Consider the following 13,554-nt stretch of genomic DNA (forward strand, 5'->3'; position numbering starts at 1 on the left):
CATCCTTACCGCTCGTGAATCAGGGAAGTCCCCAGCCTACCGGTCGGGGACGGCGCTTCGGGCAGGGTGGCCCGGGTCGCGGCCGTCAGGTCGTCCACGAGGCGCGCGCGCCACGCGGTCCAGCCCGCCGGTCCGAGCGAGGAGGAGTCGGCCTCGGTCAGCGCACGCAGCACGTCGAGCAGGTCACGGCGGTGCCCGACGGCGGCGGCGAGCTCCGCGACCGTCGCCGGGTCGTCCGGGTCCGCCGAGACGGCGAGCCGCGACAGGGTGAGGTGATGACGCACGAGGCGCGCGACGTCGTCGGGCACACCGTCCCCGAAGCCCATGCGGCGCAGGATGCCCGGGACGAGGCGCGCGCCCTCCTCCGAGTGGTCCTGCGCGCCGCGGCGCTTGCCGATGTCGTGGAAGAGCGCCGAGAGCAGGAGCAGGTCGCCCCGCTCGACGGTTCTGCGGTCCCGAGCGGCGCGCGCGACCGTCTCGACCAGGTGACGGTCGACCGTGTGCCGGTGGATCGCCGCGCGCTGCGGGCGGTTGCGGACCCCGGCCCACTCCGGGATCCACGTCGTGACGACCCCCACGAGGTCGAGCGCCTCCCACACGGCGACCTGCGCGGGCCCGCTGCCGAGGAGCGAGAGGAACGCAGACCGCGCCAGGGCCGGCCACGGCTCGGGCAGCGGCGGGCAGTGCGCGAGGCTGCTGACCGAGACCGGCGAGAGGGTCAGGCCCGTGCGTGCCGCGGTGGCCGCCGCACGCAGAGCGAGCAGGGGGTCGGTCTCGGGGTGCGCGTCGACCGCGAGCACCAGCTCGCCGTCGTGCTCGACGAGCCCGTCGCCGACCGACCGCAGCCGGGGCGCCGTACGCCGTCCCCGCACCAGGACCGGACGCCGTGCGACGCTCGGCCGCTGGAGCGCCTGGCGCGCCCGCCGGACCGTGGTGTCGAGCGCGTAGGAGATCTCCCGGCCCGCCTCCGCGAGGCTCGCCAGGAGCTCGTCGGGGTCGTCGTAGCCGCTCGTGGCAGCGACCTCGTCGAGGTCCGCGAGCACGAGCCGGTTCGTGTGCCGACCCGTGACGACCTGGACGGCGTCGCGCACGTCGAGCAGGTGCGCGTACGCGCGGTCGACCGTCCCGTGCGGACGGTCCGTGAGCCACGTCGCCGCGAGCGCCGACAGGACCACGGCGTCGCGGATGCCGCCGCGCGCGTCCTTGAGGTCGGGCTCGATGAGGTACGCGAGCTCCCCCGACCGCTCGGCCCGGTCCTTGATCGAGGACAGCAGCTCGGGCAACCGGCGCCGTGAGGCCGACCGCCAGTCCGTCAGGACGGCCGACGCGGCCCGGTGGACCACGAGCGCGTCCCCTGCGACCGCTCGCACGTCGAGCCACCCCACGGCCGCGGGCACGTCCTTGGACGCGACCTGGCGGCACTGCGACAACGAGCGCACCGCGTGGTCGAGGTCCACCCCGGCGTCCCACAACGGGTACCAGAGCCGTTCGGCGACCGCCGCGACCTGCTCGGCCGAGCGGCTGCGCCCGTCGTGCACGAGCACGAGATCCAGGTCGCTCACCGGACCCATGTCCGCACGGCCGAGGCTCCCGACCGCGGCGAGCGCGATCCCCTCGACGCTCTCCCCCGCGGTCGCCTCGTCCCACAGCGTCCGCAGTCGGTCGGTCACCAGGGTGCAGACCGCCGACCGTCGTGCCACGCCCGAGCTTCCCGGTCCGCTGAGCCCGCGGGCCACCTCGAGCATCTCGGCCCGGAGGCCCCGCACCCCTGGGGGGTGCGGGGCCTCCGTCGGTACGTCGGTGTCGCGAGCGCTTCCTGCATCTGCCGTACCGGTCATCTCGGCTCTGCCTCCGTCACACGCGTCGCACCGTCTCCACCGTTCGTGCCGCCCGCCCTTGCGGCCCGTGCGGACCGCCCTAGAGGGCGCCCGCGCCGTGCTCGCCCGTCCGGACCCGGGCGACGTCGTCGACCGTGATGGTCCACACCTTGCCGTCGCCGATCCGGCCCGTCTGGGCCGCCTTGACGACGACCTCGGTGATCGTCGCCGCGTCCTCGTCGTCCACGAGGATCTCGACGCGGACCTTCGGGACGAGGTCCACGGTGTACTCGGCACCGCGGTAGACCTCGGTGTGGCCCTTCTGCCGGCCGTAGCCGCTGGCCTCGCTGACCGTCATGCCGCGGACCCCTGCGGCCTCGAGCGCCGACTTCACGTCGTCGAGACGGTGCGGCTGGATGATTCCTGTGACGAGCTTCATGCCCTGACCTCCTGGATGACACGACCCTGCGCGATGGTCTCGTATGCGGTCTCTCCGTGCTCTGCCAGGTCGATCCCGCCGACCTCGGCCTCCTCGCTGATGCGCCAGCCCATCGTCACCTTGATGACGAACCCGATGACGAACGTGAGCGCACCGGAGAAGATCACGGCGGCCAGCGCGATGACGACCTGGACCACCAGCTGGTCGATCCCGCCACCGTAGAGCAGGCCCGTGTCCGTGCCCAGCAGCCCGATCAGGACGGTGCCGACCAGGCCACCGACGAGGTGGACCCCGACGACGTCGAGCGAGTCGTCGTAGCCGAAGCGGTACTTGAGGCCGACCGCGAGGGCGCACAGGACGCCGGCGACGGCGCCCAGGGCGATCGCGCCGATCGGGTTGACCGCGGCGGCCGCCGGCGTGATGGCGACCAGACCCGCGACGACCCCCGACGCGGCCCCCAGGCTGGTGGCGTGACCGTCGCGCAGACGCTCGGTCAGCAGCCAGGCTCCCATCGCGGCGCAGGTCGCGACCGTGGTGTTGATCCAGGCCAGGCCGGCGACCTCGTTCGCGGCGCCGGCCGAGCCAGCGTTGAACCCGAACCAGCCGAACCACAGCAGGGCCGCGCCGAGCATCACGAACGGGAGGTTGTGGGGGCGCATGGGCTCCTTGCCGAAGCCCTTGCGCTTGCCGATGATCAGCGCGAGCACCAGGCCGGCCACACCGGCGTTGATGTGGACGACGGTGCCGCCCGCGAAGTCGACGGGCGCGACGTTCGCGATCCCGTCGGTCACGCCGTAGATCGCCGCCGCGATGCCGTTCTCACCGGCGCCGAGGATGCCTCCGCCCCACACCATGTGGGCGAGCGGGAAGTAGACCAGCGTGACCCAGACGCCTGCGAAGACGAGCCAGGCGCCGAAGCGCGCACGGTCGGCGATCGCGCCGCTGATCAGGGCGACCGTGATGATCGCGAAGGTGGCCTGGAACCCTGCCGCCACGAGGGCCGGGACACCACTGCCTGCCAGGAGGCTGTTCGCGTCGTCGGTCAGGGGGGCCAGACCGAAGAACTCCGTCGGGTTGCCGAAGATGCCGGCCACGTCGGACCCGAAGGTCATCGAGTAGCCCCACAGGACCCAGATGATCCCGACGACGGCGATCGCGCCGAAGCTCATCATCATCATGTTCAGGACGCTCTTGCCGCGGACCATGCCGCCGTAGAAGAACGCCAGGGCCGGGGTCATCAGCAGCACCAGGGCGGCCGACGTCAGGAGCCAGGCCGTGTTTCCAGTGTCAAGTTCGAATGGCATGCGCTGTCGCCTCTCACCTCGCCAGCCGGGCGGCCGGACAGGTCAAGAGTCGGCCAGCGGGATTTCTCCCGGGCGCTCGCGGGGTGACGGAGGTGTAACGGGGGGCGCTCGTGTGTAAACGTTGCGTTTCCCGGTCGGGTGCCACGTGTCAGAACGAGCGTGACCTTGAGGTCACGCTCGTTCTGACACGTCAGGGCGCGGGGGCGCGAGTGCCGGCGGGCCTCAGTCGCCCAGGAGCCCGTCGACGAACTCCTGCGGGTCGAACGGCGCCAGGTCGTCAGGCCCCTCGCCCAGGCCCACGAGCTTGACCGGGACGCCCAGCTCACGCTGGACCGCGACGACGATCCCGCCCTTGGCGGTGCCGTCGAGCTTGGTCAGCACGATGCCCGTGACCCCCGCGATCTCGCCGAAGACCCGCGCCTGGTTGAGGCCGTTCTGCCCCGTCGTGGCGTCGAGGACCAGGAGCACCTCCGAGAGCGGCGCCTCCTTGGTGATGACGCGCCGGATCTTGCCCAGCTCGTCCATGAGGCCCGCCTTGTTCTGGAGCCGGCCGGCCGTGTCGACGAGCACCACGTCGACGCCCTCCGCGCGGCCCGTGCGGACGGCGTCGAACGCGACCGCCGCCGGGTCGGCGCCGTCACGGTCGGAGCGCACCGTGCGCACGCCGACGCGGGCGCCCCAGGTCTCGAGCTGGTCGGCCGCGGCGGCCCGGAACGTGTCGGCCGCGCCGAGCACGACGGTGCGGTCCTGCGCGACCAGGACGCGCGCGAGCTTGCCCACGGTCGTCGTCTTGCCCGTGCCGTTGACCCCGACGACGAGCACGACGGCGGGGAGCCGGCTCCCGTCCTCGGCCGTCTGCGGGTCCGTGGCGAGCGAGCGGTCGAGGCTCGGGTCGACGAGCGCGACGAGCTCCTCACGGAGCAGCTCGCGCACGCTCGCCGGGTCACGGACGCCCAGGACCCGCACGCGGGTGCGGAGCGACTCGATGAGCTCGCCCGCGGGGCCGGCCCCGACGTCGGCGAGGAGCAGCGTCTCCTCGAGCTCGTCCCAGTCGTCCTCGGTCAGGTGGTCGCGCGAGAGGACCGCGAGCAGCTTGGAACCCAGCGGCGATCCCGACCGCGCCAGGCGGCCGCGCAGCCGGGCGAGGCGGCCGCCGACCGCCTCGGGCACCTCGACCGCGGGCGGGGCTTCGAGGTCCGTCGGCGCCTCTGCCGTGGCAACGGCCCCCCGCTCCGGCACCTGGGCAGGCTCCTCCACGGAGTCCGTGCTCGCGCCCGTGGTGGGCGGTGGGAGGGTCGCGCGCGACCCGGAGCGACGGCGGAAGCCGACGAGGCCGACCGAGACGACGACGAGGACGGCGAGGGTGATCCAGAGCCAGAGGAGATCGTTCACCGTCGAAGTCTCTCAAATCCCGGCGCGACGTGCGGGCGGCGAGACCGTCTCAGTCCTGGGCGGTCGTCCCCGGCGGCGGGGTCACCGGGACCGAGGGCACGGCTCCGGTGTGCGGGCGCCGCACGGTGGCGCCGTGCAGCGTGTGCGCGGCGCGCTCCCGGGCGCGGTGCAGGACGTCGGTGATCTCGTCGGCGTCGATGTACGCGGGGTCGGCGACCTCCGTCGCCGCGAAGAACTCCTCCATGCCGGTGTCGACCGGGGTCGCGGACGCAGCGGCGGCCCGGTCGTCGTCCGACCGGCGGCGCCAGCTCGACAGACCGGAGCGGAAGTCGCGCCAGAACCCCCGGAGACCGACAGGAGGTCCTTGCTGCTCGTTGCGGTCGTCGATGCGCGTGACGACGCTCGCGAACAGGAAGACCACGACGGCCGCCACGAGCGCGATCCCGAGGAACACGAACATCCAGAGCATCCGTCAAGTATCACCGGGACGACCGGGCGAGCCCTGGACGAGACCGGCGAGTCCGAGGATCGATACAGCATCTTCACACCGTGCGACCCGCAGGATCGTGCGGATCGTCGGGTCCTGCCGGTCCCCGGCCGAGGGAGCGGCCGTGCGCCGCACCACTCGAGAGGTCCGTCACACACCGACCTCGTCACGCAGCCGCTGGCTGATGACGGTGGTCACCCCGTCCCCGCGCATCGTGACGCCGTACAGCGCGTCCGCGATCTCCATCGTCCGCTTCTGGTGCGTGATGACGATGAGCTGCGAGTCCTCCTGGAGCTCGCGGAAGATCTCGAGCAGGCGTCCCAGGTTCACGTCGTCGAGCGCGGCCTCGACCTCGTCCATGACGTAGAACGGGCTCGGGCGGGCCTTGAAGATCGCGACCAGGAGCGCGACCGCGGTCAGCGAGCGCTCGCCGCCGGACAGCAGCGACAACCGCTTGACCTTCTTGCCCGCCGGGCGGGCCTCGACCTCGATGCCGGTCGTGAGCATGTTCTCCGGGTCGGTCAGCACCAGGCGCCCCTCGCCCCCCGGGAACATCCGTCCGAACACGTGCACGAACTGTTCTGCGGTGTCGTGGTACGCCTCGGTGAAGACCTGCTCGACGCGCTCGTCGATCTCGCGGACGATCTCCAGGAGGTCGGCCCGCGACTTCTTGAGGTCGGCGAGCTGGGTCGTGAGGAACGTGTGCCGCTCCTCGAGCGCGGCGAACTCCTCGAGCGCGAGCGGGTTGACCTTCCCGAGCTGTCCCAGAGCGCGCTCGGCCGACCGCAGCCGCTTCTCCTGCGCCGCCCGCACGTAGGGCTCGGTCACGGGCCCGCCGTCCTCGTCCTCGCGGACCGTGCCGTCCTCGGCGAGCACGGGGACCGGCCGGTCGGGACCGAACTCGTCGAGCAGGACCTCCGGGTCCAGCCCGAGCTCGGTGACGCTGCGCTCCTGGAGCTGCTCGATCCGCAGCTGCTGCTGGGTCCGGGCGACCTCGTCGCGGTGCGCCACGTCGGTCAGCTCGCGCAGCTGACCGGCGAGCGCGTCCACCTCGGCCCGGCGAGCGGTCACCGCGGCGTCCAGCTCGCCACGTGCCGCCTCGGCCGCGGCCCGCTCGTCACCTGCCCGTCCGAGCGACCGGTCGATCGCCGCCAGCGCCGCCTCGGCCCCGTCCCGCACGGCCTCGGCACGGCCCGCCTGGCGCACACGGGCGGCCTCACGAGCCGCGGCCCGCTCGCGCGCCGCGCGCTCGGTCGCGGCAGCCCGGGCCAGCGACTGCGCGCGTCCGGTCAGGGCGCGTGCCCGTTCCTCGCTCGTCCGCAGCGCGAGACGGGCCTCGGTCTCGGCCGCGCGGGTCGCCGTCGCGAGGGCGTTCGCCTCGTCGCGCGCGGCGGTGGCCGCCGCGACGGACTCCTCGGTCTGCTCCGGGGCCGCCTCGGCCTCGTCGTGCCGCACGACCAGCCCCGCGAGCTCGGCCTGCTCGGCGACCAGCGTGGCCTGCGCCCGCTCCAGGTTGGCCCGGACGCGGGCCGACTCCGCCGCCGCCGCGCGGGCCGTGGCCCCCAGGTGCCCGAGCTGCTCGGCGACCGCGGCCAGCGCAGCGTCGGACTCGTTGAGCCGCTCCAGGGTCGCGTCGTAGCGCTGCTGCGCCTCCTCGGCCTCCTCGAGCGCACCGACGAGCGCGAACCGGGTCCGCTCGCCGCGAGCGATCGCGTCGTCCCGGGCGGCCTGGGCCTCGTCCAGGGCCGCCTGCAGGTGCAGGACGCTCGGAGCGGTCGCCGAGCCGCCCCACGCGCCGTGCGTGCCGAGCAGGTCTCCGCCCTTGGTCACGGCGGTGACCCGTGGCGAGGCGGCCACGAGCGCACGCGCCTGCGCGAGGTCCTCGACCACGACGACGCCGCCGAGCAGGAACTCGACCGCCGAGGCGACCGAGCGCGCGGGCGTGACGACCCGCACGGCCCACGCGGCGCCGTCGGGCAGGGATGTGGTCTCCTCCACGCCCGACGACGGACGTGTGCCGCCGCCGACCACGAGGCTCGCCCGCCCCGCGTCCTCCTGCCGCAGGTGACGCAGCGCGTCGACCGCGGCCTCGAGGCTCTCGACCGCGACGGCGTCCGCGGCCGGACCGAGGGCCGCCGCGATCGCGTCCTCGTACCCCGCGTCGATGCTCAGCAGCGCCGCCAACGACCCGAGCGCGGCCACGCCGTCGGCCGCCAGCAGCGCGCCCGCGCCGTCCTTGCGGACCAGGCTCATCTCGAGCGCCTCGACCCGCGCGCTCCACGTCGCCCGGTCGCGGTCGGCGGTCTGCTCCTCGGCGCGCAGCCCGGTGACGACCGCCCCTGTCCGCTCGACGGCGTCGGCCGCCTCCTCGTGCTCGGCGTCCAGGCCCTCCTCGCCCTCCTCGACGCCCACGACCTGCGTCTCGAGGGACGCGAACTCGACGTTCGCCTGGTTCCCGCGCCGCTCGGTCTCCGCGAGGCTCTCGCGCAGCCGCCCGATCTCGGCCTCGGTGGCCTCGACGCGCGAGCGCCGCGCCGCGACCTGCCCGGCGAGCCGCGCGAGCCCTTCGCGGCGGTCCGCGGCCCCGCGCAGCAGCGTCGCGAGCGCCCGTTCCGCCGTCTGCGCCTGCGCCTCGACCGCGGTCCGCTCCGCCACGGCGGACTCGAGCGTCGCCCGTGCGACCGCGACCTCCGACTCGAGCTCCTGCTCGGCGGCGCGGGCCCGGGCCGCCTGCGCGTCGAGGTCGTTCGGGTCCTGGCCCCGCTGGACCGTCTCCGGGCGTCCCAGCAGGCGCAGGCGCTCCGCGGCCAGCGTGCGGGTCCCGCCCAGGCGTTCCTTGAGCGACGACAAGCGGTACCAGACGTCGCTCGCCTGGGTCAGGGCCGGGGCAGCCTCTGCGGCCTGCGCCTCCAACGACCCCAGTGCGTCGCGGGCCGCGGCGAGCGACCGCCCGACCTCGGCCTGACGTGCCCGCAGCGCCGACTCGTCCGCGATCTCCTGCGCGAGCGTCGCCGTGAGCTGCGCGAGGTCGTCCGCGAGCAGGCGCGCCCGCGCGTCGCGCAGGTCGCGCTGCACGACCTGAGCCTTGCGTGCGATCTGCGCCTGACGGCCGAGCGGGCCGAGCTGTCGCCGGATCTCCGCCGTCAGGTCCCCGAGCCGCGTGAGGTTCGCCTGCATCGCGTCGAGCTTGCGCAGCGCCTTCTCCTTGCGCTTGCGGTGCTTGAGGACCCCCGCGGCCTCCTCGATGAAGCCGCGCCGCTCCTCGGGCGTCGCCCGCAGCACCGCGTCGAGCTGCCCCTGCCCGACGATCACGTGCATCTCGCGCCCGATGCCCGAGTCCGAGAGCAGCTCCTGGATGTCCAGCAGCCGGCACGACGACCCGTTGATCGCGTACTCCGACCCGCCGTTGCGGAACAGCGTCCGGGAGATCGTCACCTCGGAGTAGTCGATCGGCAGCGCGCCGTCCGTGTTGTCGATCGTCAACGACACCTCGGCTCTGCCGAGCGGCGGGCGCCCCGCCGTGCCCGCGAAGATGACGTCCTCCATCTTGCCGCCGCGCAACGACTTGGCACCCTGCTCGCCCATGACCCAGGACAGGGCGTCGACCACGTTCGACTTGCCCGAACCGTTCGGCCCGACGACGCACGTCACCCCGGGCTCGAAGCGCAGGGTCGTCGCCGACGCGAACGACTTGAACCCGCGGAGGGTCAGGGTCTTGAGGTGCACGGGTCAGAGCCTAGTGCGGATCTGCGGGTGAGACGGGGAGGCGGTGGGGATGAGGGGAGGGACGAGGGTGGGGGGCGCCCCCGTCCGTCGACGGGGGCGCCTGCAGGTGGTGCGGGTGGTGCTCAGAGCCCGGGGAACCAGAGCGCGATCTCGCGGGCCGCGGACTCCGGGGAGTCCGAGCCGTGGACCAGGTTCTGCTGGACCTTCAGGCCCCAGTCGCGGCCCAGGTCACCGCGGATGGTGCCGGGGGCGGCTGCCGTCGGGTCGGTCGCGCCGGCCAGCGAGCGGAAGCCCGGGATGACGCCCTGCCCCTCGGCCACGACCGCGAGGATCGGGCCCGAGAGCATGAAGTCGACGAGCGGGGCGAAGAACGGCTTGCCCTCGTGCTCGGCGTAGTGCGCCGCGAGGAGCTCGGGGGTGGCGTCCAGGAGCTGGACGGCGGCCAGGGTGTACCCCTTGGCCTCGACGCGGCGGAGGATCTCGCCCGACAGGCCGCGGCGGACGCCGTCGGGCTTGACGAGGACGAGGGTGCGCTCGATGGTCTCGGAGAGCGCGTCGGCCACTGCGGGGGCTGCAACATCAGTCATGCGCACGACCCTACCGGCCGCGCTCACATGTTCGGTGCGGTCTCCGGGTGCTCGGCGTCGTACGCGGCGCGCTCGCGGTCGATGCGTCCGCCGAGCCGCAGCGACACGAACCACAGGACCACGAAGATGCCTCCGACCAGGAACATCAGCGGGACCGCGAAGCCGCACGCGATCACGGGCAGCTGGACGACCGAGCCCGCGACGTACCCGCCGGGCCCGCCGACCATGCGGCTGAGGAGGATCAGCACGACCATGAGCGTCCCGCCCACGATCCAGATCGCGGGGCCCGAGGGCACCTGCATCCGGTCGGGCCACGCGTAGGGCACGGTCCGCAGCCCGTACGCGACGAGGGTCGCGAACAGGACGAGGAAGGCCTCGAGCAGCAGCGTCGTCGACGTGAACTGGATCTTCGCGGACTTCTTGGCCTTGATGCGGGCCGGGCCTGCTCTGCCGGCTTGTCGGCCGGTTCGATGGTGGAGCTCACGCGGCTCAGTTTACCGGCGCGCCCTGCCGGGCGGGGGCGCCCGTCGGGCCGTCCTCAGCGGGGACGCTCGCCCCGTCCGGCCCGACGGCGTCGCGCACCGGGGCGTCCTGCGTGCCCTCGCCGAGCTCACCCTTCGGGTCGGCGATCGCCTCGCCGCGAGCGACCATGCCGGCCTCGCCCGAGAGCTTGACCTCCTTGAGGAACAGCGCGAGCACGAAGCCGACGACGACGAGCGGCACGAGGTACCAGAACGCCGGGGCGAGAGCGTCCGTGAAGGCGTCGATCACGCCGGTCTTGACGGGCTCCGGGAGGGCCTGGACCGCGGCGGGGGTCAGGCTCGACGCCTCTCCCCCACCCGTGGCCGCGCCGCCGGGGATGACCTCGGCGAGGTTGGCCGACAGCCGCGTCGTGAAGATCGTGCTGAAGAGCGCGGTGCCCACCGCCGCACCGATCTCGCGGAAGAAGTTGTTCGCGCTCGTCGCGGTCCCGATCTCGTGGGGGTCCACGGAGTTCTGGACGGCCAGCACGATGGTCTGCATGACGAGCCCCATGCCTGCACCCATCACGAAGATCATGGCGCCGAACAGGACCATGGACATGTCGCCCGTGATCGTCGTGAGCCAGACGATACCCGCGGTCGTGATCGCGAGGCCCGCGACGGGGTAGATCTTGTAACGGCCCGTCTTGGTGATCGCGAACCCGGACCCGATCGCCGTGAGCATGACACCGACCATCATGGGCAGCATGAGGAAGCCGGACTCGGTCACGCCCGCACCGGTCGACATCTGCAGGAACGTCGGCAGGAACGCCAGCGCGGAGAACATGCCCATGCCGAGCACGAGACCGATGAGCGTCGCGATGGTGAAGGTGCGGTTCGTGAAGAGGTGCAGCGGCAGGATGGGCTCCTGCGCACGCCGCTCGACCACGATGAACAGCGCGATCGACGCGAGGGTCGCGGCGACCATGCCCAGGAGCTGGGGGTCGGACCAGTCGTAGCCCCGGCTCGAGGTCAACGACTCCCAGCTCGTGAGCAGGACGATCCCGGACGTCCCGACGACGAGGAAGAAGATGCCCGCGACGTCGATCTTGCGCCCCGAACGGTGGCTCGGGAGCTTGAGCGTGAACCACGCGACGAGGAACGCCGCGATGCCGATCGGCACGTTGATCCAGAAGGCCCAGCGCCAGCCCGGCCCCTCGGTGAACCAGCCGCCGAGCAGCGGGCCGATCACGGCGGCGATGCCGAACAGTGCGCCCATGGGGCCCATGTACTTGCCGCGGTCCTTGGCCGGGACGATGTCCGCGATGATGGCCTGCGACAGGATCATGAGGCCACCACCGCCGAGGCCCTGGACGGCGCGCCACGCGACGAGCTCGGGGAACGTCTGGGCGAAGCCCGCACCTGCGGAGGCGATGGTGAACAGGCCGATCGCGACGAGGAACGGCCAGCGACGACCCCACAGGTCGCCGAACTTGCCGTAGAGGGGCATGACGATCGCGATCGCCAGGATGTAGGCCGTGATGACCCACCCCTGGTGCTCGACCCCGTGGAGCTCACCGACGATGGTCGGCATCGCGGTGCCGACGATCGACTGGTCGAGCGAGGACAGGAACATCGAGGCCATGAGCGCGCCGAAGATCAGCCAGACGGTGCGCTGCGTCAGCACGATGAGCGGCTTGCCGCTCTCCGCGGGAGACGCGTCGGCCCCGGCCGGCGGCGCCGACGTCGTGGAGCGGGAGGTGGGCATGGGGAATCCGTTCAGGTCGGTGAGTACTCACCCGGCGGACGCGGGCCGCGGGTGCGAAGGGGTGGGAGCGAGAGGGGTGGTGCGAGGTGGGGCGGTCAGTCCGGCGCGGACCCCGGACGGACGAGTGCCCGGAGCTGGGCGACGACCGAGCCGAGGTGGTCGACCGGCTCGCCGGTGCGCCCGAGACGCTCCCACTCGAGGGTCGTCGTGCGCAGGAGGCTCATCACGACCATGGCCAGCAGCTCGGGCTCGGGGACGAACGGGTGGTCGGCGCGACGGCGGTCGAACACGTCGATGAGCCCTGTGCGCAGGTTCTCGATCCACCACATGTGGCGGGCGAGGAGCCGGGGCTCGCGCTCGACGAGCTCGATCGCCCGGTGCACGCGGTCGAGGGACATCACCTGGTGGGCGAGCAGGTCGGTGACGAGCGCCTGGAGGTCGTCCAGGAGGTCCCCCGTGGGGCCGCCACCGACGAAGACGGCGACGGCGTCCGGGGACGGGGAGAAGTCCTCGACCCCGAGCACCGCGTCGTCCTTCGACGCGAAGTAGTTGAAGAACGTCCGTGTCGAGACGCCGATCGAGGTGCAGACGTCCTCGACCGTGACGTCGTCCAGGCCCCGCTCGAGCACGAGGGTCTGTGCGGCGTCGATGAGCGCCTCGCGGCGCTCTCGCTTCTTGCGCTCGCGCAGACCCGTGGGGGCTGCGGAGGGCTCGACGTTGTTCTGCACAGCACGCAACATTACGCGTCGTGCAACTTTGCAGGCAATGCAGTATTCACGTGACGCCTGTCACGGGAGCGCGTCAGACCTCGCCGAAACCACCCTCGACCGCGGCGAGGGCCGCGTCACGGGCCTCGTTCGCCTGCGGCCCCTCGGCCGCGATCACGAGCTCTCGCCCGCCGGTCGCGCCGAGCTTCATCATCTCGAGCACGCTCGCGGCGTTGACCCCGTTGATGGTGACCTTCGCGTCGTAGCCCGCGACGAGCCGGGCGAGGATCGCCGCCGGACGGGCGTGCAGGCCGAGAGGGTTGCGCAGCGTGACCGCCCGCGGGGCGCCGGGCGAGTCGTCCTCGATGCCCGCGGCACCGGCGAGCTGGTCGGCCGGCCCGGCGGCGGGGACGAACTCTCCCCCGGCTCCGGCTCCGGCCGCGCTCTGCGCGAACGTGCCACCGGCGGCCTCGGCCGAGGCGAGCACCTCGGCGAGGGCGCCCCCGCCGTGCGCCGTGACGGCCGCCGCGACGGCCCCCTCGACGAACGGGGCGTCCGCGAGGACGACCCGGCCCTCGAGCGAGTCGTCGAGCTCGATGACCGACTCGATCGTCATGACCGCCGACCCCAGGTCGGCGAGCACCACGACCCCCTCGGTCCCCACGAGGCCTTCGTCGACCGCAGCCGCCACCACGTCGTAGCTCGTCCCCAGGCTGCCGTCGTCCGTGCCGCCCGCGGGCAGCAGCAGCACGCCGGGCGCCATCTGCGCGGCGAGCTCGGCGGCCCCCTGCGCGAGACGGGCCGAGTGGGACACGAGCACCAGGGCGATCCGCGCGCGATCGCCGACCTGTGGGGTAGTCATCGGG

Annotated in this window: 11 protein-coding genes; all 11 read right to left on the minus strand. The window is 73.1% G+C overall.

Annotated features, from left to right (window positions below; all coding sequences use genetic code 11):
* Nucleotides 1–5: 5 nt before the first annotated feature.
* The 11 genes from IE95_RS0105420 to dhaM all read right to left on the minus strand — a co-directional run bounded on the left by IE95_RS0105420 (nt 6) and on the right by dhaM (nt 13,550).
* Nucleotides 6–1,838 (minus strand): [protein-PII] uridylyltransferase, encoded by a 1,833-nt coding sequence (locus tag IE95_RS0105420; protein WP_051702766.1) that lies wholly within the window; start codon nt 1,836–1,838, stop codon nt 6–8.
* Nucleotides 1,839–1,917: 79 nt separating this feature from the next.
* A complete protein-coding gene (locus IE95_RS0105425; protein ID WP_030150618.1) occupies nt 1,918–2,256 on the minus strand; it encodes a P-II family nitrogen regulator in 339 nt (112 codons plus the stop codon).
* A complete protein-coding gene (locus IE95_RS0105430; RefSeq protein WP_030150619.1) occupies nt 2,253–3,560 on the minus strand; it encodes an ammonium transporter in 1,308 nt (435 codons plus the stop codon). The genes IE95_RS0105425 and IE95_RS0105430 overlap by 4 nt, the downstream gene beginning before the upstream one ends.
* Nucleotides 3,561–3,782: 222 nt before the next feature.
* The gene (gene ftsY / locus IE95_RS0105435) at nt 3,783–4,952 is read right to left on the minus strand and encodes a signal recognition particle-docking protein FtsY (RefSeq protein ID WP_030150620.1); all 1,170 of its coding nucleotides are present in this window, start codon (nt 4,950–4,952) and stop codon (nt 3,783–3,785) included.
* A gap of 49 nt (nt 4,953–5,001) precedes the next feature.
* On the minus strand, nt 5,002–5,421 hold the full coding sequence (locus tag IE95_RS0105440) for a hypothetical protein (protein ID WP_030150621.1): 420 nt from the start codon (nt 5,419–5,421) through the stop codon (nt 5,002–5,004).
* Nucleotides 5,422–5,589: 168 nt separating this feature from the next.
* Complete coding sequence (gene smc, locus IE95_RS0105445; protein WP_030150622.1) at nt 5,590–9,165, minus strand: chromosome segregation protein SMC; 3,576 nt, start codon at nt 9,163–9,165, stop codon at nt 5,590–5,592.
* Between the two features lie 122 nt (nt 9,166–9,287).
* Nucleotides 9,288–9,752 (minus strand): nucleoside-diphosphate kinase, encoded by a 465-nt coding sequence (ndk, locus tag IE95_RS0105450; protein WP_051702785.1) that lies wholly within the window; start codon nt 9,750–9,752, stop codon nt 9,288–9,290.
* Nucleotides 9,753–9,775: 23 nt separating this feature from the next.
* Entirely contained in the window at nt 9,776–10,183 is a 408-nt protein-coding gene (locus IE95_RS0105455) for a DUF4233 domain-containing protein (protein ID WP_030150624.1), read from the minus strand.
* Between the two features lie 58 nt (nt 10,184–10,241).
* Nucleotides 10,242–11,981: an MDR family MFS transporter gene (locus tag IE95_RS0105460; protein WP_084689849.1), complete on the minus strand. Its 1,740-nt coding sequence runs from the start codon at nt 11,979–11,981 to the stop codon at nt 10,242–10,244.
* A 95-nt stretch (nt 11,982–12,076) separates the two neighbouring features.
* The gene (locus IE95_RS0105465) at nt 12,077–12,709 is read right to left on the minus strand and encodes a TetR/AcrR family transcriptional regulator (protein WP_240666227.1); all 633 of its coding nucleotides are present in this window, start codon (nt 12,707–12,709) and stop codon (nt 12,077–12,079) included.
* A 73-nt stretch (nt 12,710–12,782) separates the two neighbouring features.
* Nucleotides 12,783–13,550 carry a dihydroxyacetone kinase phosphoryl donor subunit DhaM gene (gene dhaM / locus IE95_RS0105470; protein ID WP_030150627.1) on the minus strand — a complete coding sequence of 256 codons (768 nt, stop codon included), beginning with the start codon at nt 13,548–13,550 and terminating at the stop codon, nt 12,783–12,785.
* Between the last annotated feature and the right edge of the window lie 4 nt (nt 13,551–13,554).

The organism is Oerskovia turbata (assembly GCF_000718325.1).
In the GTDB taxonomy this organism is placed as follows: Bacteria; Actinomycetota; Actinomycetes; order Actinomycetales; family Cellulomonadaceae; genus Oerskovia; species Oerskovia turbata.

Bases quoted from the DNA above. Each gene is read 5' to 3' on its own strand.
- ndk (WP_051702785.1), bottom strand. From the start codon at position 9,752: ATGACTGATGTTGCAGCCCCCGCAGTGGCCGACGCGCTCTCCGAGACC.
- IE95_RS0105440 (WP_030150621.1), bottom strand. From the start codon at position 5,421: ATGCTCTGGATGTTCGTGTTCCTCGGGATCGCGCTCGTGGCGGCCGTC.
- IE95_RS0105460 (WP_084689849.1), bottom strand. From the start codon at position 11,981: ATGCCCACCTCCCGCTCCACGACGTCGGCGCCGCCGGCCGGGGCCGAC.
- dhaM (WP_030150627.1), bottom strand. From the start codon at position 13,550: ATGACTACCCCACAGGTCGGCGATCGCGCGCGGATCGCCCTGGTGCTC.
- IE95_RS0105420 (WP_051702766.1), bottom strand. From the start codon at position 1,838: ATGACCGGTACGGCAGATGCAGGAAGCGCTCGCGACACCGACGTACCG.
- IE95_RS0105425 (WP_030150618.1), bottom strand. From the start codon at position 2,256: ATGAAGCTCGTCACAGGAATCATCCAGCCGCACCGTCTCGACGACGTG.
- IE95_RS0105430 (WP_030150619.1), bottom strand. From the start codon at position 3,560: ATGCCATTCGAACTTGACACTGGAAACACGGCCTGGCTCCTGACGTCG.